General features: G+C 39.5%; 25 protein-coding genes. 14 read left to right on the forward strand and 11 right to left on the reverse strand.

Annotated elements, in window-relative coordinates; all coding sequences use genetic code 11:
• Window positions 1–4: 4 nt before the first annotated feature.
• From argB to EXE30_RS06240, 6 genes are all read left to right on the forward strand, one after another.
• Window positions 5–907, forward strand: a complete 903-nt coding sequence (gene argB, locus EXE30_RS06215; protein WP_130161663.1) for an acetylglutamate kinase — start codon at window positions 5–7, stop codon at window positions 905–907.
• A gap of 125 nt (window positions 908–1032) precedes the next feature.
• Entirely contained in the window at window positions 1033–1809 is a 777-nt protein-coding gene (locus EXE30_RS06220) for a GNAT family N-acetyltransferase (RefSeq protein WP_121930722.1), read from the forward strand.
• Window positions 1810–1908: 99 nt separating this feature from the next.
• Window positions 1909–2757 carry a class II glutamine amidotransferase gene (locus tag EXE30_RS06225; RefSeq protein ID WP_130161664.1) on the forward strand — a complete coding sequence of 283 codons (849 nt, stop codon included), beginning with the start codon at window positions 1909–1911 and terminating at the stop codon, window positions 2755–2757.
• Window positions 2758–3093: 336 nt separating this feature from the next.
• Window positions 3094–3549 carry a bacteriohemerythrin gene (locus tag EXE30_RS06230; protein ID WP_130161665.1) on the forward strand — a complete coding sequence of 152 codons (456 nt, stop codon included), beginning with the start codon at window positions 3094–3096 and terminating at the stop codon, window positions 3547–3549.
• A gap of 245 nt (window positions 3550–3794) precedes the next feature.
• The gene (locus tag EXE30_RS06235) at window positions 3795–4877 is read left to right on the forward strand and encodes an SLC5/6 family protein (RefSeq protein WP_130161666.1); all 1083 of its coding nucleotides are present in this window, start codon (window positions 3795–3797) and stop codon (window positions 4875–4877) included.
• Window positions 4877–5191, forward strand: a complete 315-nt coding sequence (locus tag EXE30_RS06240; protein ID WP_130161667.1) for an RnfH family protein — start codon at window positions 4877–4879, stop codon at window positions 5189–5191. The genes EXE30_RS06235 and EXE30_RS06240 overlap by 1 nt, the downstream gene beginning before the upstream one ends.
• A gap of 62 nt (window positions 5192–5253) precedes the next feature.
• Here the strand turns inward: EXE30_RS06240 and EXE30_RS06245 are convergent, their stop codons facing one another.
• Entirely contained in the window at window positions 5254–5652 is a 399-nt protein-coding gene (locus tag EXE30_RS06245; RefSeq protein WP_004670150.1) for an outer membrane protein assembly factor BamE, read from the reverse strand.
• Between the two features lie 111 nt (window positions 5653–5763).
• Between EXE30_RS06245 and fur the strand changes: the two genes are divergently transcribed.
• On the forward strand, window positions 5764–6201 hold the full coding sequence (gene fur, locus EXE30_RS06250) for a ferric iron uptake transcriptional regulator (protein WP_130161668.1): 438 nt from the start codon (window positions 5764–5766) through the stop codon (window positions 6199–6201).
• Window positions 6202–6296: 95 nt separating this feature from the next.
• Here fur and EXE30_RS06255 read toward each other — a convergent pair whose 3' ends face one another.
• Together EXE30_RS06255 and EXE30_RS06260 are read right to left on the reverse strand one after the other, a co-directional pair.
• Window positions 6297–7415 carry a PilT/PilU family type 4a pilus ATPase gene (locus EXE30_RS06255; protein ID WP_130161669.1) on the reverse strand — a complete coding sequence of 373 codons (1119 nt, stop codon included), beginning with the start codon at window positions 7413–7415 and terminating at the stop codon, window positions 6297–6299.
• Window positions 7416–7442: 27 nt separating this feature from the next.
• Window positions 7443–8480, reverse strand: a complete 1038-nt coding sequence (locus EXE30_RS06260) for a type IV pilus twitching motility protein PilT (RefSeq protein WP_130161670.1) — start codon at window positions 8478–8480, stop codon at window positions 7443–7445.
• A 128-nt stretch (window positions 8481–8608) separates the two neighbouring features.
• On the opposite strand from EXE30_RS06260, the gene EXE30_RS06265 reads away from it, so the two are divergent.
• Window positions 8609–9301, forward strand: coding sequence for a YggS family pyridoxal phosphate-dependent enzyme (locus tag EXE30_RS06265; protein ID WP_130161671.1), 693 nt, complete (start codon window positions 8609–8611; stop codon window positions 9299–9301).
• Window positions 9302–9307: 6 nt separating this feature from the next.
• Here EXE30_RS06265 and EXE30_RS06270 read toward each other — a convergent pair whose 3' ends face one another.
• The 5 genes from EXE30_RS06270 to EXE30_RS06290 form a co-directional block, all read right to left on the reverse strand.
• Window positions 9308–9979, reverse strand: coding sequence for an HAD family hydrolase (locus EXE30_RS06270; protein WP_008940858.1), 672 nt, complete (start codon window positions 9977–9979; stop codon window positions 9308–9310).
• Window positions 9980–10050: 71 nt separating this feature from the next.
• Window positions 10051–10323, reverse strand: coding sequence for a hypothetical protein (locus tag EXE30_RS06275; protein WP_026070408.1), 273 nt, complete (start codon window positions 10321–10323; stop codon window positions 10051–10053).
• Window positions 10324–10352: 29 nt separating this feature from the next.
• A complete protein-coding gene (locus EXE30_RS06280) occupies window positions 10353–13949 on the reverse strand; it encodes an AAA family ATPase (RefSeq protein WP_130161672.1) in 3597 nt (1198 codons plus the stop codon).
• 9 nt (window positions 13950–13958) lie between these two features.
• Entirely contained in the window at window positions 13959–15209 is a 1251-nt protein-coding gene (locus EXE30_RS06285) for an exonuclease SbcCD subunit D (protein ID WP_130161673.1), read from the reverse strand.
• A gap of 167 nt (window positions 15210–15376) precedes the next feature.
• Window positions 15377–17416 carry a BCCT family transporter gene (locus EXE30_RS06290; protein WP_130161674.1) on the reverse strand — a complete coding sequence of 680 codons (2040 nt, stop codon included), beginning with the start codon at window positions 17414–17416 and terminating at the stop codon, window positions 15377–15379.
• Window positions 17417–17887: 471 nt separating this feature from the next.
• On the opposite strand from EXE30_RS06290, the gene EXE30_RS06295 reads away from it, so the two are divergent.
• A complete protein-coding gene (locus EXE30_RS06295) occupies window positions 17888–18670 on the forward strand; it encodes a crotonase/enoyl-CoA hydratase family protein (RefSeq protein WP_130161675.1) in 783 nt (260 codons plus the stop codon).
• Window positions 18671–18759: 89 nt separating this feature from the next.
• Here EXE30_RS06295 and EXE30_RS06300 read toward each other — a convergent pair whose 3' ends face one another.
• On the reverse strand, window positions 18760–19137 hold the full coding sequence (locus EXE30_RS06300) for a VOC family protein (RefSeq protein ID WP_130161676.1): 378 nt from the start codon (window positions 19135–19137) through the stop codon (window positions 18760–18762).
• 161 nt (window positions 19138–19298) lie between these two features.
• On the opposite strand from EXE30_RS06300, the gene EXE30_RS06305 reads away from it, so the two are divergent.
• The 3 genes from EXE30_RS06305 (at window position 19299) to EXE30_RS06315 (ending at window position 21467) form a co-directional block, all read left to right on the forward strand.
• Window positions 19299–19766 (forward strand): GNAT family N-acetyltransferase, encoded by a 468-nt coding sequence (locus tag EXE30_RS06305; protein WP_130161677.1) that lies wholly within the window; start codon window positions 19299–19301, stop codon window positions 19764–19766.
• Window positions 19767–20037: 271 nt separating this feature from the next.
• Window positions 20038–20484, forward strand: a complete 447-nt coding sequence (locus EXE30_RS06310) for an ABZJ_00895 family protein (protein WP_121930736.1) — start codon at window positions 20038–20040, stop codon at window positions 20482–20484.
• A 74-nt stretch (window positions 20485–20558) separates the two neighbouring features.
• Entirely contained in the window at window positions 20559–21467 is a 909-nt protein-coding gene (locus tag EXE30_RS06315; protein ID WP_130161678.1) for a TIGR01777 family oxidoreductase, read from the forward strand.
• Here EXE30_RS06315 and thiO read toward each other — a convergent pair.
• Window positions 21453–22574: a glycine oxidase ThiO gene (gene thiO, locus EXE30_RS06320; RefSeq protein ID WP_130161679.1), complete on the reverse strand. Its 1122-nt coding sequence runs from the start codon at window positions 22572–22574 to the stop codon at window positions 21453–21455. The two genes, EXE30_RS06315 and thiO, sit on opposite strands and share 15 nt — an antisense overlap.
• A 10-nt stretch (window positions 22575–22584) precedes the next feature.
• Entirely contained in the window at window positions 22585–23598 is a 1014-nt protein-coding gene (gene hemB / locus EXE30_RS06325; protein ID WP_004670174.1) for a porphobilinogen synthase, read from the reverse strand.
• A 173-nt stretch (window positions 23599–23771) separates the two neighbouring features.
• Between hemB and EXE30_RS06330 the strand changes: the two genes are divergently transcribed.
• Window positions 23772–24269: a thioesterase family protein gene (locus tag EXE30_RS06330; protein ID WP_004670177.1), complete on the forward strand. Its 498-nt coding sequence runs from the start codon at window positions 23772–23774 to the stop codon at window positions 24267–24269.
• Between the two features lie 250 nt (window positions 24270–24519).
• Window positions 24520–25668, forward strand: a complete 1149-nt coding sequence (locus tag EXE30_RS06335; protein ID WP_130161680.1) for an HlyD family efflux transporter periplasmic adaptor subunit — start codon at window positions 24520–24522, stop codon at window positions 25666–25668.
• Window position 25669: the final 1 nt, after the last annotated feature.

Raw genomic sequence — 25669 nt, forward strand, 5'->3', positions numbered from 1 at the left:
ATACATGCCACCTCACGAGCATATCGGTGTTGATAAAGCTAAAATTTTGATTGAAGCTTTGCCGTACATCCAACGTTTTGCTGGTAAAACCTTGGTGGTGAAATATGGTGGCAATGCCATGACTGATCCAGAGTTGGAAAGTTCATTTGCTCGTGACATCGTGTTATTAAAAACAGTGGGTTTAAATCCAATTGTGGTGCATGGTGGTGGCCCTCAAGTTGACTCATTATTAAAGCGTTTAGGACAGGAATCAGACCGTATTGATGGAATGCGCGTCACCGATCAGGCGACGATGGAAGTTGTCGAAATGGTTTTGGGTGGTAGTGTCAATAAGTCCATCGTGAACTTGATTAATCAACATGGCGGTCGTGCCATCGGTTTAACGGGTAAAGATGGTAATCTACTTCGCGCACGTAAATTGTTAATGGAAAAGCAAGAAGCAGATGGTTCAATCTCTCAAATTGATTTGGGCATGGTTGGCGAAGTCACAGGTGTTAAAACAGATGTGCTTGAGATGTTTACCCAAGGTGATTTTATTCCCGTGATTGCTCCATTGGGTGTTGATGACGAAGGCAATACCTATAATATCAACGCGGACTTAGTGGCTGGAAAAGTTGCAGAAGCGTTAGGTGCTGAGAAACTGATTTTACTCACCAATATTACTGGTGTACTTGATGAAAACAAAAACCTGTTGACTGGATTAAGCACCCAAGAAGTAGATCGTTTAATTGAGACGGGTGTAATTTATGGTGGGATGATTCCTAAAGTTGGTTGTGCACTGGATGCGGTCAAGGGTGGTGTGGTCAGCGCGCATATTGTCGATGGTCGTGTGCCACACGCAACGCTATTAGAAATCTTTACCGATCATGGGGTTGGTACGTTGATTACTAATCGTATGAAGCATTAAATATTCTAACAAAGCTAAAAGAGACCTCATATAGGTCTCTTTTTTGTCATCAGCTCTTCATGTTTTAGTCATGGCAATGTCATTTAAGCAATTTAAGGTAAGTCTAGTCATAAGGAGCTTTCATTATGCTAGAAAAATTAAACCAATATCGCCAAAATTTAACTTTACCTTTACGTCAAAAACCTTCACAAACCCAATTCCGTTTTGAATGGGTGGATAATTTAAAAGAATTACAACAAGTACAACGTTTTAGAGCGACACAATTTAGCCATCAATTTGGAATGACTTTTGAAGATGGAATTGATCAAGATCTTTATGATTTTGGTTGTGAACATGCTGTGTTACGTGAGAAATGGACAGGGGAGATCGTGGCGTATACACGGCTTAAATTGTTCCAAGGTCATGAAATAGGACAAAGCTACAGTGCACAAGAATTTGATGTGGTCCCACATTTTTCACATTTACCGAATGTATTGGAAATCGGACGAACCTGTGTTCACCCGCAATTCCGCTCAGGTAAAGCTTTATCCATGTTATGGCTGAATTTAGCCCCGAAAGTTCTTTGGTCAATGCGTGCTAAGTATTTAATGGGCTGTGTCAGTATTCATCTTGAAGATAATCTAGCCCGTGCCTATTACACACACCGTCAAATTCAACAACTCGCTGCACATCAGAGCATTGATATCCGCTCAAAACGTGCTTTTGAGCCTGAACGTCCTGACTATAGTTTTCCGCAAGATGAGCGCATGCCCAAGCTATTTCAAACGTATTTAGGGATGCAGTCGAAGTTATCAAAACAAGCATTCTATGATGAAGACTTTAAATGCTTAGACTATTTCGTATTCTTAGAAGTGAATAAAATCGCAACCTCATTTGTGATGAATAAAATGGTGCAACGCTAGGGCTTTGTCATATTTAATCTCATTCTGTGCACATATTGAGATTTACAAGACATCTAGGGCTCATGCACAATAGACAAAGATGTCATAAAGTTAAAAGATATGTGCCAACTATTAGGAATGAACTGCGCTACACCGACAGATATTACTTTTTCCTTTCGTGGTTTTTCCCAACGAGCAGGTGTCACGTCTGATCATTGCGATGGCTTTGGTATTGCTTTTTTTGAAGACAAAGCCTGCCGTTTATTTGTGGATAATCAATCCGCTGTTGAATCGCCAATTGCGGATTTAGTACGTAACTATCCAATTAAATCACGTAATGTCATCGCACATATTCGAAAAGCCACTCAAGGTAAAATTACCTTAGAAAACTCGCATCCTTTTTTACGTGAGTTATGGGGTAGACATTGGATATTTGCGCACAATGGTGATTTACACGATTTTAACCCAGTATTAAGTGGACGCTTTGAACCTGTTGGCAATACCGATAGTGAATATGCGTTTTGCTACTTATTAGATCAAATGGTTGAAGTGTTTGGCTATACCGAACCCAGCCTAGACGATCTCTTTTCTCTATTAGAACGTATTGCTCCACAAATCGCTGAACATGGCACCTTTAATTTTTGCTTATCCAACGGCCAAGCATTATTTAGTTATGCCACGACTAAGCTGCATTGGCTTGTGCGAGAGTATCCATTTCAACATGCACATTTGATTGATTTGGATGTAGAGGTTGATTTTAGCCAAGTGACTACAGCGGAAGATCGTGTCGCTGTGATTACCACTGAGCCATTAACACATAATGAAGAGTGGACTGCTTTTCAAGCTGGTGAAATGATTTTATTTAAAGATGGAAAATCGATTAAACATGCATTAACGCGTGTTGAACGACTTATTTGTGAAGCAGAGAATCCATCATTAAAGCGGATAACTAAAGCTGATCAATATTAGTTCTCCTTGTATTACTTCTATTTCTAGAAAAAAGAGATTGATGAAAGAAGTCTATTCATTATAAAAAGAAGCAGCAGCGTTTAAAGGATGATATTTCTTTGATTTAAAGATGTATATATCATATATATTTCAATAAAATTAGATAGATAGTTTTATAATTGGTTAAAAAATACTTGAGTGTTTTGCTGGGTGAAAAATTTAAAATAAATATAAAACAATAGGTTAATTTATTTATATGAAAAATATGTAAAATCTGACAAAAACACTTTGTTTTTATTTTTTTCTTTTATAGATAGTATTCCCTTATTCAATAAATAATATTGATCTTGGGGGATTTTGGGGATGAAATGGTCTGTTGAATATAATACAGGTATCGAGGTTATTGATGATCAACATCGTCGTATTTTAGATTATATTAACGAAATAGATGAATTAAAACACAGCAATGATCGGTTAAAAATGAAAGGTGTATTGGATAATATTATTGACTATACCCAATCCCATTTCACGTTTGAAGAAAGTTTACAAGAAGAGGCAAACTATAAGTATCGTGTACCTCATAAACGTGTACACGACTTATTTATCAAGAAGATAGAGATTTATCGAGAGCGTTTTGAATTGGGTCAGGAAATCGATAATGAGTTACATGAAGCACTGTCTAAATGGCTGATAAATCATATTCGTCATGATGATGCTGATTATGTTGGTGCAGTCAAAGAGAATATGATAGGTATCATTAAGGAAAATGAAAAGAAAAAAGGTAAAAACTGGTTTTCTCGGTTTTTTTCATAATAACAAGATAATAAGAAAAGACCCTTTATCTTAGAAAAATAATAAGGTGAGTATCAGTGTAAATAAGGGGTCTAATGAGTAAAATAATAATTCATGCGCGGCAAATCATCTCCTTGATGGTTTGCCTTTTTCTTTCACGATCTTTTATTTTGATTTTCAGGCTTGAGGAAGGCAAAATAGATTGAATATTTCATTGCAAACACCATAAAGTGCAATGAGTTCAAAGATTTTTCAAGGAATGCATTATGCAGGACACAACTCTGTCACGCTGGTTAGCTCCAGTGATGGCGTTTTGCTTATCTTTTGTCATGATTACCACTTTAGCCCCTACAGTTGGCGTCCAAATTGATCGGCAATTGGATTTTTGGTTGTTATGGTTAGGCACAATGTTCTTATTGGCATTGCCCATTGCTTATCTTGAAATTGCTTTAGCAAAGCGATCACAGACAACCGCATTGCAAGCATTATCCACACTTACACGTGATGCTGATGCATCACCAAGATGGCGTATCGTGGGTTGGTTAGCTATTGTTTTCGTACCATTTTTTGCGGGTAGTGTTTTAAATACAGTCGCCGATATTCTGAAGCAACAACTTGTTTTAGATACACCTCATCAAATCTTGTTCGCAATTTTTGCAATCGTGGCGCTTGGATTGTCTTTTATTCCTCGCCAGTTTTTAATTGGACTTACCACACTCGGTGTAATCACTGCTTTTATACTTGCAAACGTTATGGGAACAGAGCTAGCTGCATGGCATTGGACCAGTGTTGAGTTCAAAGAGTGGGGCAATGCCACAGTTCTTGCATTAGTCGCAAGTGGTTTGGGACTTGGTTTGTATTGGCAAAGTAGCTTATCGACAGTGAAGAAGCAGCCAGCAGCGACTACAGCTGTATTACCGATTTGGGTTGCTCAGTTACTCGCAGTGATTGCTTTCGGTTTCTTTTCTGTTCAGGCTCAGTTTCCAGCATTGGCATGGGTGTTCGCTGCGATCATGACAGCTGCATTGTTGATTCAGTTGACGAGAGAACAATTAGCACAGCGTCAACTCGCTCCTGTCATTCAATGGGCGATTATTGTTGCTGCGATCGCTGTGTGGGCGCTGCCACAGGTTGAGCAAATCTTTAATACGCTGCTGATGTTATGGGGCTTGGCGATTTGTTTGATTTATGCTGTTTTCGCTGGCTGGATTATGAAGATCAGTCATTTACGTAAAGCGATGGGTTTTAGCAATGAGTTGTTTTATAACTTATGGCGTATTGCTGTACGTGTGGTCTTACCACTTTCAATAGTCTTAGCGGCTATTGCTGTGATCGGACAGAGTCTTTAATGGAACAAATCAAGCAAGTTTGGGTTGCTTATAGCAACCCTGAGCAACAGTTTCATATTGCGGTTGCATTTGTTGAAGGGATGACTGCATTACAAGCCATTCAGAACAGTGGTTTAGCCGATCAAGTTAATTTACCCGAACCTTTGCAACTCGGCATCTTTGGTACAAAGATTGAAGCTGGAACAGTTCTTCAAGTTGGTGATCGGGTTGAAATTTACCGTGCGTTGACGATTAATCCAAACGATATTCGGCGTAAACGAGCTGCTAAAAACCCAGTAGGACGTTTCGCCAAAGGTAATCGTTTCAAACTATGAGCTTGATAAATAAAACCCCTCACGAATGATTCGATGAGGGGTTTTATTTTATAGCAAAGCGATTATAGTGGTGGTGCAGTTAAAATCGCTTCTTTTGATGCTGGTAAGCCAGGCTGTGATTCTGGAATCGTATCTAAACCTTCGATACGCTCTACATTTCCAGTTGCATCAAAGTAAATTTTTAGATGTTGGCCATGTGCTGCAGGTATTTTCGCTTTTTTTGCATAAGTGCCTGGGATATAGTTGTAGATATAGTCCCAACGTTGAGGATTCAGTGGATCTGAAACAGTCGGGCTTCCTAGCAAGAAACGGACTTGCTGGAAACTCATGCCGACTTGTACCTGAGATGCTTGTGCCTTGGTTAAGGGCGTTCCTTGTGGAATGTCGACTTTATAAACACCAAAGACAGAACAACCGCTTAGTACTGAAGTGACGAATAACGCCAGCATGATTTTTTGCATTTTGCTACACTATCCTGATAAATGATGATGCATTTGATCCGAGGATAGATCATACTGCATCTAAACTCTATTTCCTATTCCAACTTAAGATTTGTTGAGAGACCTTTTTTCATGCCTATTTCCAATCAAGACTTACGCAAAGCTGGACTTAAAGTTACCCTTCCTCGTATTAAGATTTTGGAATTATTAGAAAATTCAAAACAACACCATTTAAGTGCGGAAGATATTTATAAAACTTTGCTTGAACAAGGTGAAGATGTAGGCTTAGCGACAGTTTACCGTGTGTTAACACAATTTGAAGCTGCAGGTATCATTCAGCGCCATCATTTTGAAAATAATCATTCAGTTTTTGAAATCATGCAAGAAGAGCATCACGATCATTTAGTTTGCTTGAATTGTAATAAAGTAATTGAATTTACTAATGATATTATTGAAAAAGAGCAGCATTTGGTTGCAGAAAAGCATGGTTTCGCTTTAACTGGTCACTCTTTGAATCTTTATGGTTATTGTAAAGATACTGAATGCCAAGAGGCTTATCGTAAAAAATAAGTTTGATTCAGTTAAAATCGATGACTTCACTAAAAATGAACAATTAAAAAAAGGAAGGTTACAAAAACCTTCCTTTTTTCATGGGCTTCACAACACTATTGCCCATCAAAGGTAATATTGCGACTCGCATTTAAGAGTTGATCCGCACCTTCTTCTGAAAGTTTAATGGTGAGGCGTAAATCATTTGGTGAGTCTGCATGTTTAAGTGCATCTTTATAGGTAATTTCACCTGATTTATAGAGGTCGAATAAGGCTTGGTCAAAGGTTTGCATGCCAAGTTCACGTGAACGTTTCATCAGATCTTTGATCTCATGAATCTCACCTTTACGGATATAATCAGCTAATAATGGTGTATTGATTAGAATTTCAATTGCGGCACGCCGTGAATTGCCATCTGGTGTTGGAATCAATTGCTGAGCAACCATCGCTTTTAAATTCAGTGACAAATCCATATATAGTTGCGTATGACGATCTGCTTCAAAAAAGTGAATAATACGGTCAAGTGCTTGGTTGGCATTGTTGGCGTGTAGGGTTGCTAGAACCAGGTGACCTGTTTCTGCGAAAGCAATTGCATAGTCCATGGTCTCGCGAGAGCGAATCTCACCAATCAAAATAACATCAGGTGCCTGACGTAGCGTATTTTTTAAAGCAACTTCAAATGAGTCAGTATCAATCCCGACTTCACGTTGCGTCACGATACAGCCCGCATGCTGATGTACAAATTCAATCGGGTCCTCGATGGTAATAATATGACCTTTTGAGTTTTGGTTACGGAAACCAATCATCGAAGCCAGAGAGGTTGATTTACCGGTTCCCGTAGCACCAACAAAGATAATAATGCCGCGCTTGGTCATGGCAAGATCTTTAAGTACGGTTGGAAGTTTTAGCTCATCCATCGTTGGAATGACGGTTTCAATTCGACGTAACACCATTCCTGGCATATCACGTTGTTGAAATGCACTAACACGGAAACGTGCGGTTTTTTCACGGTTCATAATCGCAAAGTTGCATTCACGTGTTTCCGCAAATTCTTTACGTTGTTTATCACTCATAATTGAGTGCAGTAACTGACCGACGATTTCACCTGATAATTTTGTTTTGGCTACAGGGATAATTTGTCCGTTAATTTTCATCGATGGTTCAACATCATCAGTGACAAATAAGTCAGATGCATTTTGTTGAATCATCAAATTGAGCAAGTCATTAAAGTCCATGAGATTTCTCTAATCCTTTTGTATTTTTTATAGGAATGATTCCGGTTGTTTGGCGACTGTACGTGCCGTTTGAGGGCTAATCAGACCTTTAGAAACCAGCGTTTTAAGACTCTGATCGAGTGTAGTCATGCCGTAGTTGGCGCCTGTTTGAATCGCTGAGTACATTTGCGCGACTTTGTTTTCACGAACAAGGTTACGAATCGCAGGAATCCCGATCATGATTTCATGTGCTGCTACACGACCCCCGCCGTTCTTTTTCAATAAGGTTTGGGAAATCACCGCTTGTAATGATTCTGATAACATCGCACGGACCATATCTTTTTCTTCAGCAGGGAAGACGTCGATCACACGGTCAATGGTTTTGGCTGCTGAGGTAGTATGCAGCGTACCAAAGACCAAGTGACCTGTTTCCGCTGCGGTTAACGCAAGACGAATGGTTTCTAAGTCACGCATCTCACCGACTAGAATAATATCAGGGTCTTCACGTAGTGCTGAGCGCAATGCTTCATTAAAACCATGGGTGTCACGATGCACTTCACGTTGGTTGATCAGACATTTTTTAGACTGATGTACAAATTCGATTGGGTCTTCAACCGTTAAGATATGGTCATAACGATTTTCATTGATATAGTCAATCATCGCCGCAAGGGTGGTGGATTTACCCGAACCTGTTGGCCCTGTAACCAATACGATACCACGTGGATAATCGCAGATTTGCTTAAAAATCGTACCTAAACCTAAGTCTTCCATGGTCAAAACTTTAGATGGAATGGTACGGAAGACAGCACCAGCACCACGGTTTTGGTTAAATGCGTTCACACGGAAACGGGCAATATTTGGGACTTCAAATGAAAAGTCGGTTTCAAGGTCTTCTTCAAAATCACGACGTTGTTTGTCATTCATGATGTCATAAACGAGACGATGGACATCTTTGTGCTCTAGAGCGGGTAGATTAATTCGGCGAACCTCACCATCTACACGAATCATCGGTGGCATGCCCGCCGAAAGGTGCAAATCCGATGCACCATTTTTTACTGAAAAGGCGAGTAATTCTGTGATATCCATAATTTCCCCGAAACAATTAAAAAAGTAATTCATTATTTTGTAGAATAATATAAGACTTTCCCTGAAGCTTACCAAGACTTCTGATTGTGGTTATGCAAAAAAAGATGTCGTGAATGAGAACTGTGTCAATGAATTTACTCCAACAGCAGCGCCAACAAGTATTAAGCCAAATCGAACAGGCTTGTCAGCGAGTTAATCGAACGGCAGCATCTGTACAATTATTGGCTGTCTCCAAAACGCATCCGAGTAGCAGTCTCCAAGAAATGTACGCGGCTGGACAACGTTGTTTTGGCGAAAATTATTTGCAGGAAGCTTTAGAAAAAATAGATGAGCTAAAAGATTTAGAGATCGAATGGCATTTTATTGGTCATGTACAACGCAATAAAACCAAACAGTTAGCGGAAAAATTTGATTGGGTGCATGGGGTAGATCGTTTGATTATTGCTGAACGATTATCCAATCAGCGCTTAGAGGCCCAAATGCAATTGAATATTTGTCTTCAAGTGAATATTGACGGACAAGACTCTAAAGACGGTTGTCAACCTGATGAAGTGGCGGAGTTGGTTCAGCAAATCAGCCAACTGCCAAATCTGCGCTTACGTGGTTTGATGGTGATTCCTGCACCTGATAACGTCGCTGCCTTTGCTGATGCTAAAACTTTATTTGATCAAGTGAAATCATTACATGCACAACCTCAAGATTGGGATACATTGAGTATGGGGATGTCTGCCGATTTGGATGCTGCGATTGCTGCGGGTTCAACTATGGTGAGAGTTGGGACTGCGTTGTTTGGGGCGAGAGATTATTCAAGTAAGAGTTGAGTGCAATCACAATTTTAAATGCTCTAAAATCTCACTGAAATTTTCGTAATCATGTAGGTTAGCGTCAGAAATTATTGATTTAACTTCTGAATTGGGATGAAAGAAAATAGTTTTCATTCCGACAGCCTTTGCGCCTTGTATGTCTGCTAATTCATTATCTCCGACAAAGATACAGTCTTGTGGATGAACACCAAGCTGCTTGCAAGATAGTAGAAAAATTGTGGGATCTGGTTTTCGAAGTCCTACAGCCTCAGAAACGATGATACTTGAGAAGAATTCAGTTAGACCTAAAGCATAGAAATTATGTTCTTGAAATGGTGTTTTCCCGTTAGAGACTAATCCAATTAAATAACCTTTTTGTTTAAGATCAAGAATCGTTTCTTCAACATTTCTGAAACAACATGAAAATTTATTGAAATCATTGATATAACTTTCTAATAGTTGCTCTTTAGAAATATGTTTGATCATAAACTCTTGAGTTAAGTTCTCATAAACAACATCTTTCCAAACTTTGCCATTATCGTCCATATCAAGAAAGCGTTGGATAAATTGTTGTTTGATTTGATTAGGAACTAATCGAAAGTAATTCGTTTGCCAAGTTAAAAAATTGATCAGAGATGTTGTTCTATCGAGTAAAGTTTGATCAAGATCGAAAATAACAGCTTTATTGATATTCATTCGGTTTGTTTTACAGGATAATTCAACCATCATAAAATTAGTTAACTCATAATTTTACTCAGAAATTGTAACTAGCTAAATTCTAAATCATGTTGATCAATCGCTTGTTTAATTGAAGAAAACCACTTACAACGGGTGAGAGGAGATTCTTCAAGTAATAATTCTATTGTCAATTTTTTGAAATAAGTATGATCTTCATTTGAGGAAGACGGATTAAAAAAATTTGCGCATAGTACAGCATATAATTCCGTTTCTAAGTTGTGTAAACAAACATATTCAGTAAGTTCTTGATCAGACATACGTTTAAAGATAGATATTAATTTGAATAAGTTATTTTGTTGCATTTCTTTAATTTCCATTAAGGTTGTTATTTTCACCCCACCACTTCAATCCGACTTGAACCTGAACCAATGGGTTGTACCTGAATCTGAACAGGAATTCGTTCATGCATTTCCTGAATGTGTGAAATTAAAATGACTTTACGCCCTTGGCTCTGTAACTGATCTAGTGCATTCATCACCATATGCAAAGAAGAAGCATCCAAGGTGCCAAAGCCCTCATCAATAAACAGTGATTCGATTTTCATCGAACCTGATGCCATATTGGCAATCGCCAATGAAATTGCGAGGGCAGTGAGGAAAGATTCACCACCAGACAGCGAAGCAACTGAACGGGTTTCACCATCCATATCATGGTCAATAATCGCAAGACTCAGCGAATTATCCAAACGTTTTAAGGTGTAGCGCTGAGACAGCATCGCCAGTTGTTGATTGGCATATTCAAGCAAAATGTCGAGATTGTACTGTTGGGCTAAATCACGGAAATCTTTGCCTTTTGAATCTCCGATGAGACTGGAAATCTTACTCCAGCGGTGTTCTTGCTGCTGGATTTGTTGAATTTGATCAGCAAACTGTCTTTGTTTGGCGAGGTTTTGTTGATGTAATTCTAGTTGAACTCTGATTTGATCTCGTTGATCTGTCACTTGCTGTAAATTTTTTTGATTGCCATCCATTAATTCAGTCAGTTGTTTAGCTTGAATATTCGGCTGCTGTTGTAGATGTGCATTTCGTTGTTCTTGGATTGTTTTAAGTGCGTAGTCAGCTTCACTCAAGAGACGATCTGCATTTTGTATGGCTAAACGAATCTGCTGTTCTTGGATGGATGAAATTGCAAGTAACTCGCTAAGTTGGCCTTCAGTAAAATGTTCGTGTTGAGTCAGCCATGTCGCTACTTCAGCTTTACATTGCTCAAGCGAATGATGATTCTGCTGCTGTTGCGCTTTAAGTTGTTCCAATTCATTTTTTTGCTGTTCAAAGTTTTGACGGGATTGCTCAAAACTTTGCTTCACTTGCTGATATTGACGCTGCAATTGCTGACGTTGTTGATCATGTTGAGTTAACCATTCATTGGCTTTGAATTCAGTTGAACCCGTCATGATAACGATGAGTTGATTGGCTGCTTCAGTATTTTGTTTACCGTTGGCTTCGATATCTTTTAATTGTTGTTTTAAATCGGAGTGATGTGCGGTTAGTCCAGCCAAATTCGATTTTAATAAGTTCAATTGTTGATCCGCATGCTCCATTTGCTTGATGAGACTTTCTGCTTGATCAAGTTGCTGATTACGCTGCTGCAAACACTGCAAAATTTGCTGTGAAAATGACAAGGTTTGCGCAGACCATGATATTTTCTCATCGGGATTCAGGCAGTCAACGATATGCTGAATGTGTTGTTGTAACTGTTGTGCTGTTTCAAGTTGATGACGTGTATTTTGAATGGTCTGCGTTAGGTTGTATTGATCTTTATGGGCTTGGCTGAGTCGTTGTAGATCTATTTCAATCTGTTGTTTAGATTGCGTTGATTGGGTGACTAAAAGTTGCAGCGATGCTGTGATTTCATGCTGAGCCAAATTGAAATCCAGTTGAATTTCGGATTGCACTATAAGCTGCTGTAATTGATGATTCTGAATCTTTAATTTTTCACTGATCTGTTGCAAAGCGTTTTGTAATTGTACTTGTTCAGTCTGAATCTGAGTCAATTGTTGCTGGGCGGTTTGCCAAAGTTGGAAACACTGCTGTTCCTGCTGAATGGCTTGTTGTTCTTGCTGCTGTTGAAGTTCATACAACGCTTTAGAAATCTGACTGGCATCAGCACGGTAGGGGTGTTCGGTACTACCGCAGACTACACAGGCTTCACCTTGTTTCAGTTGAGCGCGTAAATGTTCAATATTTTCTGCATGTAATAAACGTTGTTGCTGCAAGATATCTTGTAATTTTTCACGTTCATTTTTTGCAGATTGATAATCTTGCTCAGTTTTTTTCTTATTCTGTTCAAGCTGTTGAGATTGCTGTTGTACCGTCTCGAATTTGCTTTGCAAAGACAAGACTTCATTTTTTAATTCAAAATAGTGCTGAAGTTTTTGCTGAATAATATCGAGTTGATTTAGTCGATTCTGTTGTTGTTCTCTTAATTTCTGTTTTTGCTCAAGCTGAGTATCGATCTGCTGCGCTGTTCCAAATTGTTGAACTAAATCATTTAGCCTCATTTGATTTTGATCGAGTTTGGCTTGGGCGTGTTGAATATTACCTAAAGCATTTTCAGCTTTTTGGTATTGTTGGATAAATTGTTTGAGTTGTTGGATATGCGCATTTAAACCTTTATCTAAAGGAGAAAATTGAATGCTTTGTTGGCATTGCTCAGCGCATATTTTTTGTTGTTCCACGAGCTTTTGAATGCTTAGCTCAAATTGCTGCTGCTGGGTTTGTAAAGGCTGTTGCTGACTTTCAATTTGGGTTAATCGATTTTTGGTTTTGTTATAGTCGTCTTTAATATGTTCGCGTTTTTGCAAATATGTTCTTAAATCGGCAAGTTCTTTGTGGTGCTTTTGTTCAAAATTTAGAAATTGATTTAATGCCGTTTCTGCTTGGGTATAAAGCGTTTTCTCTTGCTCGAATTGTGTGGTTAAAGCAGCGAAACTATTTTGTTTTTGCTGAATCTGAGGTTCGAGCTGCTGTTGATTTTTTTGAATTTGCTGTTGTTGAAAGACCACTGGTCGTATAGCAGAGAAAGTATCAAGTTGTAGCAGGCGTTGACGGTCAGCCGCTAAATTTTCATGGGTTTTGAGTTGAGTGTCGTGATACTGCTGTTTTAAGACAATCTCACTTTCCAGCTTATGTTTTTGTTCAAACCATTGCTGTTGTTGTTTAAGTTGATTTTTTTCATTTTCAAATTGTTGAACTTGTTGTTGAACTTGTTGAAATTTATTTTTTAGCTCAGCAATTTCCTCATCCGAACGGATTTCAATATGACCTAACACATTTTCCAGTTGTTTACGTTGATTGCTAATTTCTTTCGTCTTTTCAAATGCCAATTGACCAATCTTCGCAAAAATACTGGAATTGGTCAGATATTCTAATAATTCACCACGTTCATTATCACGGGCTTTGAGAAATGCAGTCACTTCTGATTGTGCCAAAAGCACCGCACGAGTGAATTGTTCAAAACTGAGTTGCGTGATTTGCTGAATATGATTTTCTACGGCTTTGGTTTTATCGGCAATGACCACACCATCGGTGAGGCATTTCAGCGAGCGCTGTACGCTTTGTAATTTACCATTGGCATTTTCACGCGCGCGTTTAATTTCCCAACGGGCTAAATAATGTTTTTGATCTTGCGCCACAAAACACAGTTCAGCAAAACCATGACCAGTACCTCGCCGTAACACTGTGAGAGGAGAATTAGTGAGTAATTCTGAACCGTCCACATCCAAGAGTTTGCCATCACTGTCTTTAAGTCTTGGAATTTTATTAAATAGCGCAAGACACATGGCATCTAAAATAGTGGATTTACCTGCGCCAGTTTTTCCAATAATCGCAATCAACCCAGCATTGGCTAAAGGCTGGGTTTCAAAATCAATAAAATGTTCACCTGCTAGAGATGCCAAATTTTTAAGTCGGATCGATAAAATTTTCATGGCGGCTCTTTAGTTACGGTGATCATCTTCAAGTTGTTTTTGTGCTTCGGCAACCAAGCTTAGGAAGTCTTTGCTGACGTCATCATCAACGCTATAACCTTTTTTTTGCCAAATTTGCTGAAATAGTTTTTCAGGCGTCGGTGGTTCAAGGCTAATACTTTTCTTCATCTCAGCATTATTTTCATTGGATAGGTATTGTCTTGAAATTCGTACTAAACGATAGCGATCTTTGGGTAAGGCATCTTCAAATTGTTGTCTAAGATTGGGTTGTGGAGGGGTCGCCGTGTGATATTCAATATCGACATATTCTCGATGATCAATATTCTGGATCACTTCGTTCGCTAAACTTTTTAGGCGTTGCATCACTTCAGTGAGTTCACCTTTAATTTTGTGAAGTTGAATGGATCGTGGGATAGCGATGGCTTCAAATTCAAATTTATTTTGGTCTTTTGCTGGATCAATGGTGACCTCAACCACTTGGTGTTTATAGTTGATTTCACTAAATGACAGTGGAATAGGTGACCCACTGTAACGAATATGCGGGTGTTGTACTTTTTGTGGTTTATGTAGATGACCCAAAGCCACATAATCAATCACATCATCAAATAGCGTGGTGGAAAGTGCTTCTTCATTACCAATGATAATTGGTCGTTCTGAATCTGAAGTTTCGCCGCCTTGCATATGTGCATGGGACATCAGGATGAGGGCTTGATCATCGGTTTTTCTGCGTTTTGCCTCAGCGATCAATTGTTGATGTAAATAGGCAATCGCACTTTGGCTTTCCGTGGTGTGTTCATTAAAACCTGTAATTTCAGCTGATCGTAAAAATGGCATGGCAATGCACCATGCCACAATCTGTTTGTGTTCATCATAGATCGGTAATATTAAGCGTTCTAGATCAAGTGTTCGGTCATCATTCCAACGAATCACACCGACTGTTTTGGCATTGTATTTTTCTAAAAGGGGTTCTACTTGTTCGATGCGATAACCTGAATCGTGATTACCTGCGATCATCAAGGTTTGCATGTGTGGAGCAATCTCATGAGCATCGGCTAGGAATTGATAGAGTTGTTTTTGTGCTTGTGAGCTTGGATTGATCACATCAAAAATGTCACCTGCGATCAGCAAAGCATGTGGTTGTTTTACCTTGATTTGTTCGAGTAACCATGTCAAAAACTGTTCATGTTCGTAATGGCGGGAATGGTTATAAAAAAACTGCCCCAAATGCCAATCGGAAGTATGAAAAAAACGCACAGTCATGAAATGGAAAGTCCCAGTTTTGAATAGGAATAAGGTAGCATAATTTACAGCTAGAAAATGGAATGGCGTTATTTGAATGCAACAAGTACGCTTAAATTGATTGAAGATCGTTCAGCAAAGCATCGAAATGCTTTGCTGAACTTATAATCTCGCTATGGCGTTATGGATTAATGATGAAAGTCATTCTCCATTTTCCATGGTAATGTTTTAGGCGAAATATGTAAGAAGTGAAGGTATTTTTCAAACTGATTTAAAATATCATTGATGAGTGAGCTTTGATCGAAGCCGTATACATCATAAGCTCGACCTCCACGAAGTAAGAAAACTTCTGCTCTATAATATTTTTCTTGGTCAGCATATTCCTTACGCTTCAACTCTTTCATATAGCTTGGCGTGCTGTATTCACACATTCGTATTTCGTAGATAAACTCGACATTATTGGGTTCAGATAATTTAAGCTGTACCCGAGAATTTATCTCATCATAGGTCACTTCAAATGGCCAATCTTTTTCTTGAAAGCCTTGTTTAACTGCCTCAATACTTTGATACGCGGTAGATGCAATAAACTCTCTGACTTGTTCTTGGGTAGGAAAGGCCACTAAATAGTTGAGACGCCTTTCTATTAATGTTTGAGTGTCATCATTTTTTTGTGCGTTATGTTGTGAGGGTTGATGATGGGTCAAGCTGGCATTTCGATGTTGTTCGATCGCCAATGCTTTGCACAACCCAATGATGGCGATTAACATAATAATGGTGAAAGGTAATGCACTCACGATGGATGCAGTTTGTAGGGCTGAAAGTCCACCTGCAAGTAATAAGCCAGAAGCAATGAGACCTTGTGTTGTGGTCCAAAATACACGCTGCCATATCGGGGTATCTGTGACGCCACCTGAGGTCAATGAATCAATAACCAATGATCCAGAATCTGCAGAGGTGACGAAAAAAGTAATAATGAGGATTACACTTAAAAAGGACAACAACGAGGTGAGTGGTAAGTGCTCATATAACTTAAACAATGCAATGGCTTTGTCCTGCTGCACATCTTGAACGAGAGACTGGTAACCTTCGACTAAAATTAAATGTAGTGCTGTATCCCCGAACACAGAGAACCATAAAAAAGTAAAAATGGTCGGAATGAGCATGATACCCACGATGAACTGTCGAATGGTTCGCCCGCGACTAATTTTCGCAATAAAGATCCCCACAAATGGTGCCCAAGAAATCGTCCATCCAAAGATGAATAATGTCCAGTTACCAATCCAGTCATTTGCTGTATAGGCTTGTAAACTAAAAGTTCTCTCGACGAGGTTGCTGAGATAACTTCCTGTATTTTCTACAAAGGTTTGTAAAATAAATAAGGTTGGTCCGACGATAAACACAAAAAGCATCAGTGCAACTGCGAGCCCAATATTGATGACCGATAGCCGTTTGATACCTTTATCCATGCCTGCGACGACTGAAAATGTGGCTAATAAGGTAATAATTAAAATGGTCGCAATTTGTACAGGGATACTGACGGGAATAGAGGGGAATAAGTAATTTACACCTGTATTGATCTGAGTGACAGATAACCCTAGCGTGGTTGCAATACCAAATAAGGTCCCTAAAACTGCAAAAGTATCAACAGTATGTCCCATCCAGCCATTTATTCTATTTCCAATAAATGGGAACAGTGTGGAGCGCATGGCAAGTGGTAGCCCATGTCGAAAAGTAAAATAAGCGAGTGACAACCCGACCACACCATAGATAGCCCAGATATGAAATCCCCAGTGGAAATATGAAATCTGCATCGCTTGTTTTGCAGCTTCAATCGTTCCGGGAGCACCTTGAGGCGGGGCACTAAAATGTAAAACGGGCTCTGCAACGCCAAAAAAGAGTAATGCGATGCCGTAACCAGCTGAAAAGAGCATGGCAAACCACGACAAGAAACTATACTCAGGTTCAGCATGATCTGGGCCTAATTTGATATTTCCCCAGTTACTCATCGCAATCCCGACAATAAAAATGAGAAATGCGGCGACTGCGAGCATGTAAAACCAACCAAAGGTGTTGGTCACATAATTGAGAACTTGAGAGAAAAACTGCCCTGCTAATTCTGGATTGCTGATGGTACCGAGAAGAACCAACACAATGACGATGATGGTTGGGATAAATACAGGAAATAAAATTGCGGTTCTAAAAAAACCTTTCGTTTCAGTAAATGTCATATAAAACCTTGCTAATTCGATATTTTTCTTTAATTTCTAGGTCGATCGAGGGTTTATATAACATCATTGATAAATGATATTTCGTTTGAATCGGTATGAATAGGAATGTGCTTGGGTCGACATAATTTTGTTCATATTGAACATACTATCGTCAAAAACCAGATAGTACAAATCAACAAAAAATACAAAACACAAAGTCAAAAAAATTTTTACAGTGGTTTCGTACTTATGAACTTGGATTGATCACTGCAAAAATATCATCTGCAATCGCCAAATATTGAGGAAAAAATACTGTACAAGATGATCATTGATTGTCTTTAACCGATCCTCTAGTTTGGTATTTAGATGATGATTCGACACTTTCATTATTCGTACCTTCTTTGTATTTCCCTCACCGAGAGAATGAGAAACGATTGAAGTTCCGCAAGGGGTGTATGAAAGATGTCTATTTAATAAAAGAGGAATTATAAAATGAGCTTAGGTAAAGTGAGCCGCGAAAAGATTGGCCATATCATGTTGATTGGGTTAGACCGAGTTCCTAAACGTAATGCATTTGATAGTCATATGATTTCAGATTTATCTCATGCTTTAACTGAATATGAAGATGATCCTGAATTACGTTGCGCCGTGATTTTTGCCCATGGTGATCACTTTACCGCAGGTTTGGATCTTGTTGAATTGCAGTCCAAAATTTCAGAGGGAATTTTCAATTTTGATGAAAATCAAATTAATCCTTGGGGCGTTGGCGGTCGGCACAGAACCAAACCCTTGATCGTTGCGGTACAAGGAATCTGCTATACCGCAGGGGTGGAGTTGATGCTTAATGCTGATGTGGTGATTGCCAGTGATGATACTGTATTTGGTCAGCTCGAAGTACAGCGAGGTATCATGCCTTTTGGTGGGGCAACCGTACGCTTTGTGCAGGCAGCGGGTTGGCAAAAAGCCATGCCATATTTATTGACAGGCAAGACTTTTAATAGCACAACAGCGAATGAACTCAATCTTATTTCTGAAATCGTTGAACAAGGTAAACAGCTTGAACGGGCAATCGAAATTGCCAAAGAAATTTGTACTTCAGCACCGCTTGCGGTACAAGCATTATTAGCCTCGGCAACGGATGCAGTAACTCAAGGACAGACATTTGCATTTGAAAAAATGAATAGCTATCTCATGCCACTCTTTGTATCGCAGGACGCACAAGAGGGTATACGTGCCATGCTAGAAAAACGTCCACCACAATTTACAGGTCGATAAAAACAACCCGACAATTCGAGTAATTATCAATTGTCGGTTAAAGCATTCAGTTCGCGTTTTGGTCGGGCATCGCCTTAATTGGAAATAAGTTACTGTGCATTCTCATCCATTTCACAAATCCCAAAAACATTATTATCTAAATCGAGAAAATAGCCTTGCCAACACCGGTTTGGAATCGCAAATTTATCCATGGCGACGATACCGCCTAGGCTCAAGATTTTAGCTGCTGTTTCATCGAAGTTTGCAACCTCGATGGTGCAGGTAAAAGCATTGGTACCGCACTCAGTCGGTGGGGTTGCAACAGGACGCTGTAATAAACCACCGTGAATACCTTCCGTTTCTATACGATAATATTCAATCGGTAAATCTTCGACTTTTTCAAATGTCCAACCAAAAGCCGACGTATAAAAAGCCGTATCTCGTTGTGGATTTGAAGATTGGATTTCAAAATAAATAATAGCGTTCATCTATTTATTCCTTTGTCTTTATTGTCTTTAAATTATTCTAAATATATTGGGTGATATAGACATAAAGATTTATGTAATTATGCTTTGTCGGAATACATTCCTTGATTGGAAAAGTAAATTTTATTAGTTTAATGATGTTGAGATAAACGTATTGAAAATGAATGAATGTCATCAAATTAGCGAATACACCACACCTTGTAGAACGAGCGGCATTATGGTTTTCCGATAAATGGGAAATTCCAGTTGAAGCTTATCGTGACAGCATACAAACATCGATTGCAAATAAAAATGGTATTCCGCAGTGGTATGTTGTTTTAAATGATGAGCAACAGATTATTGCTGGCGCTGGCATCATTGAAAATGATTTTCATGAGCGAAAAGATTTAACACCAAATTTGTGTGCTTTATTTGTGGAAGTGCCTTATCGCAACCAAAACATTGCGAGACAGTTATTAGACTTCGCAAGAGTAGATGTAAGTGTTTTCGGGTTTGAAAAGCTTTACTTGGTAACAGATCTGAGTGGTTTTTATGAAAAGTGTGGTTGGGAGTTTCTAACCTTAGTCGAGGATGATGAAGGGGAGTTGATTAAAATGTACGTTGCCGATACCGTGTTAAAACACAAATTTTAGGCAAATAAAAACCGACGATTCGAGTGATGGTAAATCGTCGGTCAAATCTTCATCATAAGTTTTGGCTGCTAACAAAACCAATTCCGAAGAGAAAAAGTCATAATGAAAGGTCACCGAAAACGTTGCGGATGCCGTGCAATGTACCTTCGGTTGCTGCGACCTTGTACTCTATATAACGTGACTAGATGTAGATTGGTTGACATAAAAATGAAAAAAAAGTGAAAAAAATCTATAATCATTGATTAAGGTCGATCTAATTGGGTATATGTTTATGATTTCATTGCGTTTGTATTATTTATGGTTTTTTATCATTTGTCTCATTTCGACTTTATTGGCTGGTGTGCTGGCTGCGATTTTACCAAATAGTATTGGCGGTATCCTCACTGCACTTCCTTATCTGATTGCGATCATCTTTGTATTATTCAAATTTTTAAAACAGCAACAACGTGCACCCAGTATCCAAGAGAAAAAACGTTTAACACTCGCCTTTACCCTGATTTTCTGGGGATATAATGTATTGGGCTTATTGTTGGGGCTATTTATCTTTGCTCGTAAAGATCCTGAAGTTTGGCAGAACTTCCTCTTATATTTGCAACAACCTAAATTCTTGCTGACTGTACTCGCGATGTGGTTGATGCTGGCGATTCCATTATTCTTAATTACTTATTGGTTTTATGGCAAGCAGGCACAGCGAATGGCACATAAGATGTTTGGATAGTTTCAAAGTCATCTTGTAATTCATTTTTATTCTGTTATAGCTACTTATACATATCATTTTTGATAGGTAGCATCATGCAAAAATTGACTGTACTGGTAACTGGTGCGAGTGGTTTCATCGGCTCTCATCTTTTACCGTTTCTGTTAGAACAACAATATCAAGTCATTGCCTTAACTCGACAAAAACAAAAGCGTTCTCAATATCCTCATTTAACTTGGGTGACTGATTTAGAACAGGTTCAGCACTCTGAAATAGACTATGTGATTAATCTCGCTGGTGAAAATATTGGGCAGAAACGCTGGAGCGAACAACGGAAAAGGCAACTCATAGAAAGCCGTGTCAGTACGACAGAAAAGCTCTATGAATGGTTAGAGCGTAAACAGATTTATCCTAAATGTATTATTTCAGGTTCAGCGATTGGTTATTATGGGATTGATCCGACTGAACAATGGGCGACAGTGTGCGATGAAAATTCGCCTCCACACGATATTTTTATGTCAGAACTATGCCAAGCCTGGGAACAGGCGGCATTAAAATTTTCTAATCAAAATACCAAGATCATTCGTTTAGGTGTGGTTTTTGCGGGTGATGGTGGAATCTTGCCGCAGATGCTCTTACCTATTAAATTGAATATGGTCAGTAAAATTGGTACAGGATTACAACCCGTAGTATGGATTCATATTCAGGATGTGCTGCGCGCCATGTTGTTTTTGTTGACCTTGGAAAGCTCGCAAAAGGTTTATAATCTTGTTGCTCCTGAACAATCTAATCAACAGCGTTTTGCTCGTATTGCAGCCAACGTTTTAAAGCGTAAACCATTTATGCGGATGCCAAAATGTATCTTTGAATGGGGCTTAGGTGAACAGTCGCAATTGATTTTAAATGGGCAATATGTACAACCAAGTGCCTTATTAGCGCATGGGTTTGAATTTAGTTTTCCCGATCTTGAGTCTGCATTACAACAAATTCTAAGGCGTGACTAAGGCCAAGCGCTGCAATCGTTGAGGTGAATAAGCTGTTGGATTGACAAAAGTTTCTTGTCCTAATATCAACTGGCGTAGAAGTTGAGCCGATCCAGCACCCATACATAGCCCATTACGGAAATGTCCAAAGTTTGCCCATAGATTTTCTATTTCAGGCATTGCACCAATATAAGGAATACCGTGTGGCGAACTAGGGCGTAAGCCTGCCCAACGTTTTACAATTGGGAACTGTTCCAACTCAGGAATCATCTCCAAACAAGCCGTTAAAATGTCCTGTTGTGTTTGTTGATCAACGGCAGTGCTAAATCCACACTCCGACATACTCGAACCACAAACGATATGACCATCTTGACGTGGAATCAGATACATCACACGATTCATACACATGGTGGGGAGCCAGTTTTCAGGGGTTTTAAACAGTAGCATCTGACCTTGAACGGGATGAACAGGAATGTTTCGTTGTATTTGTTCAACCCAGTGTTGACTCCATGCTCCAGACGCGAGTACCACTTGATCGGCAAAATATTGTTGCCCATCTTCCGCCTGTAAGCCATGCACTTTTTTATTTTTAATAATGAGTTTTTCAATCGGGCAGTATTCAAAAAAACGGACTGAAGGGTGTTGTTTTAAATAGCTGATCAGTGATTGGAGTAAACGAGGATTACGGACATTTGAAAGCTCTGGGAAATAGATTGCTTGTTCGAAGTCCGCAGAGATATGCTGATTTACCTGTTGAATGTCATCGCCTGTTAAGTATTCACAACGTTGCATCGGCTCATGATATTTTTCAGCATATTCCAAGCCTACTTGGAAGTCACCCTTATCAAAAATCAGCATACCTGTATCGTGAATTTGAAAATCAATGCCTGTGATGGGGTATAGTTTTTCATTCCACCTTTGATATAGGGATTTGCCATATTTGGCGAGTTGATTCACTTCAGGTGCATATCGCCAAGGGTACATCGGGGAGAGGATACCGCCACCCGCCCACGAAGCGGCTTGACCAGCTTGTTGTTGATCAAAAATATCGACTGAGCAGCCTTGTTCAGCAAGCTCAAGTGCAGTCATTAAGCCGCTAATCCCTGCACCAATGATGGCAATATGCATAAGTGGAGTTCTATTTCATCTCTTTCAGTTTGCGCGCTGCTTCTTCTGCAAAATAAGTCCAGATACCATCTGCACCTGCACGGCGACAGCACATCAATGATTCTAAAATCACACTGTCAGATAACCAACCATTTTGAATCGCGCCTGCAAGCATGGCGTATTCACCACTCACCTGATAGATGAAGGTCGGTACGCCAAAGGTGTCTTTTACCTCACGGACGATGTCGAGATAAGGCATACCCGGTTTGACTATCACCATGTCTGCGCCTTCTTGAAGATCCAATGCGATTTCATGCAACGCTTCGGCACGGTTGCCGATGTCCATTTGGTAATTATATTTATTGCCGCCTTTTAAGTTGCTTGCTGAGCCAACTGCATCACGGAATGGACCATAGAAGCTAGATGCGTATTTCGCTGAATAAGCCATGATGTTGGTATAAATAAAACCATTTTGTTCAAGCGCTTGGCGAATCGCACCAATACGACCATCCATCATGTCACTTGGGGCAACTACATCAGCACCTGCTGCTGCATGGCTTAAGGCTTGTTTAACCAAGCATTCAACTGTTTCATCATTCAAGACATAACCTGTCTCATCAATAATCCCGTCTTGACCATGCGTGGTATATGGATCAAGTGCGCCGTCTGTAATTAAAACCATTTCTGGTAATTCTTTTTTTAATAAACGACACGTGGTTTGTACTAAACCATTTTCATCCCAAGCGGCTTCAGCCGTCAGACTTTTATCTTGTTGTGGGGTAACTGGAAATAATGCAAGTTTTGATACACCCAGTTCCAACAAGCTTTCAGCTTTTTTGAGTAATAAATCAGCAGATAAGCGTTGCACATTTGGCATACTTGGGATGTCTTGAGTTTGTTGCTGTCCAGGTAATACAAATACTGGATAAATCAAATGATTAGCTGTGAGTTGTGTTTCACTGACCATGGCACGAAGTTGGTCATTTTTACGGATACGGCGCATGCGAGTCGCAGGAAAAGCTGGACGATTGAACGTATAAGTCATAACAATCTCGATGTTCAGTATTACACTATAGGAGTAATTGAATCTTTTTAAGTCACGCTAGGGGAGAACTTAGCGGCTTAGGTCAATTAAATATCCTCGCTATTGTAGCCCCATAATTTTAGATTTGTACAAAATAATGGGATGTTTATCGTTCCTTTGGATTTAGACAGCGTATGAATGATGTAAAGAAAAACTGGACAGGTAATATTCAGTTAGGTGCTAAAGCCGATCATGGCGTGGTATTAAAACAGCTTTGTAAAGCATTTAATTCTTCACCATTTTTTAAGCACTGTGGCATGGTCATGCGAGTGGTGGATGATCAAATCGAGGGTTATATCGACATGCAATCTGAACTGATTGGTAATGTCGCTTTCCAAATTTTGCATGGTGGTGTTGCTGCAACAATGCTGGATAGTATTGGTGGTGTGGTGGCGATGGAACAACTTTATCGTCGTGCAAACCCTGAAGATTTACCAGATACCATTAAAAAAGTCTCTCGCTTAGCGACGGTCGATATGCGTGTTGATTATTTAGCACCGGGGCGGGGGAAATTCTTCATCGCACGTGCAGAAACATTACGTTTAGGGCGCAAGGGCTGTACCATGCGCATGACCATGGTCAATGATGAAGAAAAACCGATTGCAACCGCAATTGCATCTTATGCATTTTAGTCATCTCCTGAATACTAAAGCGTCTTTGGACGCTTTTTTTATTTTTATAATCCATATCAAAAAATAATCATAATCATAAACCTGATGAATCTTGTTTTTTAGGTATAGCAATTCTGATGGTCAGAATAATTATAGCCCTTTGTTTGTCTTTAGCTTTTAAATTTTAATATTCAGTTAAGTTTTCAAAATTAAGCTGGTCGGCTGATTAAACCAAAAGTTAAAAAGTCGTTTTAATTTTCAGGAATAACCTATGACTGACGCCCCAGCAAATTCACAGAATATGGTTTCAGACTCGGCATTAGATGATGCGATGAAAGCAAAACGTAAAAAGTTTCTTGGATTTTTTGCGCTCATTCTGATTCTTGCCGCAATTTTGTATGCGATTTGGGCGCTATTTTTCAATCATTCCGTCAGCACAGATAATGCTTATGTCGGTGCAGAAACTGCTCAGATTACTTCAATGGTCAGTGGGCAAGTGGCTGAAGTATTGGTGAAAGATACCCAACAAGTGAAACAGGGTGATGTGTTGGTTCGGATTGATGAACGTGACGCCAAGATTCAATTGGCTCAGGCGCAAGCCGAGCTTGCAAAAGCACAACGTCAATATAAACAAAGCCAAGCCAACAGTAGTTCTTTGAACTCTCAAGTTGGGGTACACAATGATGAAATTATCAGTGCGCAAGCCCAAGTTAATAAAGCTCAAGCGGATTTTGATCGTGCTGTATTGGAGCTGAAACGACGTAATGAGCTTGCTGTTTCAGGGGCGATATCCAAAGAAGAACTCAGCAAAGCACAAAGTGCAGTTTCGACGGCTAAAGCCAGTTTGGATTTAGCTCAGGCAGGTTTAGCTCAAGCAACCTCAAGTCGTAAAGCTGCTGAAAGTACGCTCGCGGCCAATGAAGCATTGATTCAGGGTGTCAACGAAGCTTCAACGCCTGACGTTTTAGTGGCAAAAGCACACCTCGATCAAGCAACACTGGATTTGGAGCGTACCGTGATTCGTGCACCTGTTGATGGTGTGGTGGCGCGCCGAAATATTCAAATTGGACAACGTGTTGCACCAGGCACAGTGATGATGTCGGTTGTTCCAATTTCTGCGTTATATGTCGACGCCAATTTTAAAGAAAGCCAACTCGCTAAAGTAAAAACAGAGCAAAAAGTCACTTTAAGCGCTGATTTATATGGTGATGACGTGGTTTATCACGGTGTAGTACAAGGTTTCTCTGGGGGTACAGGTTCAGCATTCGCTTTGATTCCCGCACAAAATGCGACAGGGAATTGGATCAAGGTCGTACAGCGTTTACCTGTGCGAATTACGCTTGATCCTAAAGAACTTGCAGAGCATCCATTGCGGGTTGGGCTGTCGATGCAAGTGAATATTGATCTCGCATCGAAGTAAT

Source organism: Acinetobacter halotolerans (genome assembly GCF_004208515.1).
Lineage (GTDB): Bacteria > Pseudomonadota > Gammaproteobacteria > Pseudomonadales > Moraxellaceae > Acinetobacter > Acinetobacter halotolerans.

What these genes read in the sequence shown, in the direction of transcription:
- EXE30_RS06295 (WP_130161675.1), top strand. Translation starts at nt 17,888, where the DNA reads ATGAGCTTAGGTAAAGTGAGCCGCGAAAAGATTGGCCATATCATGTTG.
- EXE30_RS06290 (WP_130161674.1), bottom strand. Translation starts at nt 17,416, where the DNA reads ATGACATTTACTGAAACGAAAGGTTTTTTTAGAACCGCAATTTTATTT.
- EXE30_RS06260 (WP_130161670.1), bottom strand. Translation starts at nt 8,480, where the DNA reads ATGGATATCACAGAATTACTCGCCTTTTCAGTAAAAAATGGTGCATCG.
- EXE30_RS06280 (WP_130161672.1), bottom strand. Translation starts at nt 13,949, where the DNA reads ATGAAAATTTTATCGATCCGACTTAAAAATTTGGCATCTCTAGCAGGT.
- thiO (WP_130161679.1), bottom strand. Translation starts at nt 22,574, where the DNA reads ATGCATATTGCCATCATTGGTGCAGGGATTAGCGGCTTAATGACTGCA.
- EXE30_RS06330 (WP_004670177.1), top strand. Translation starts at nt 23,772, where the DNA reads ATGAATGATGTAAAGAAAAACTGGACAGGTAATATTCAGTTAGGTGCT.
- hemB (WP_004670174.1), bottom strand. Translation starts at nt 23,598, where the DNA reads ATGACTTATACGTTCAATCGTCCAGCTTTTCCTGCGACTCGCATGCGC.
- EXE30_RS06220 (WP_121930722.1), top strand. Translation starts at nt 1,033, where the DNA reads ATGCTAGAAAAATTAAACCAATATCGCCAAAATTTAACTTTACCTTTA.
- EXE30_RS06240 (WP_130161667.1), top strand. Translation starts at nt 4,877, where the DNA reads ATGGAACAAATCAAGCAAGTTTGGGTTGCTTATAGCAACCCTGAGCAA.
- EXE30_RS06300 (WP_130161676.1), bottom strand. Translation starts at nt 19,137, where the DNA reads ATGAACGCTATTATTTATTTTGAAATCCAATCTTCAAATCCACAACGA.
- EXE30_RS06335 (WP_130161680.1), top strand. Translation starts at nt 24,520, where the DNA reads ATGACTGACGCCCCAGCAAATTCACAGAATATGGTTTCAGACTCGGCA.
- EXE30_RS06225 (WP_130161664.1), top strand. Translation starts at nt 1,909, where the DNA reads ATGTGCCAACTATTAGGAATGAACTGCGCTACACCGACAGATATTACT.
- EXE30_RS06310 (WP_121930736.1), top strand. Translation starts at nt 20,038, where the DNA reads ATGATTTCATTGCGTTTGTATTATTTATGGTTTTTTATCATTTGTCTC.
- EXE30_RS06285 (WP_130161673.1), bottom strand. Translation starts at nt 15,209, where the DNA reads ATGACTGTGCGTTTTTTTCATACTTCCGATTGGCATTTGGGGCAGTTT.
- EXE30_RS06245 (WP_004670150.1), bottom strand. Translation starts at nt 5,652, where the DNA reads ATGCAAAAAATCATGCTGGCGTTATTCGTCACTTCAGTACTAAGCGGT.
- argB (WP_130161663.1), top strand. Translation starts at nt 5, where the DNA reads ATGCCACCTCACGAGCATATCGGTGTTGATAAAGCTAAAATTTTGATT.
- EXE30_RS06305 (WP_130161677.1), top strand. Translation starts at nt 19,299, where the DNA reads ATGAATGTCATCAAATTAGCGAATACACCACACCTTGTAGAACGAGCG.
- EXE30_RS06235 (WP_130161666.1), top strand. Translation starts at nt 3,795, where the DNA reads ATGCAGGACACAACTCTGTCACGCTGGTTAGCTCCAGTGATGGCGTTT.
- EXE30_RS06315 (WP_130161678.1), top strand. Translation starts at nt 20,559, where the DNA reads ATGCAAAAATTGACTGTACTGGTAACTGGTGCGAGTGGTTTCATCGGC.
- EXE30_RS06270 (WP_008940858.1), bottom strand. Translation starts at nt 9,979, where the DNA reads ATGAATATCAATAAAGCTGTTATTTTCGATCTTGATCAAACTTTACTC.
- EXE30_RS06275 (WP_026070408.1), bottom strand. Translation starts at nt 10,323, where the DNA reads ATGCAACAAAATAACTTATTCAAATTAATATCTATCTTTAAACGTATG.
- EXE30_RS06265 (WP_130161671.1), top strand. Translation starts at nt 8,609, where the DNA reads ATGAATTTACTCCAACAGCAGCGCCAACAAGTATTAAGCCAAATCGAA.
- fur (WP_130161668.1), top strand. Translation starts at nt 5,764, where the DNA reads ATGCCTATTTCCAATCAAGACTTACGCAAAGCTGGACTTAAAGTTACC.
- EXE30_RS06255 (WP_130161669.1), bottom strand. Translation starts at nt 7,415, where the DNA reads ATGGACTTTAATGACTTGCTCAATTTGATGATTCAACAAAATGCATCT.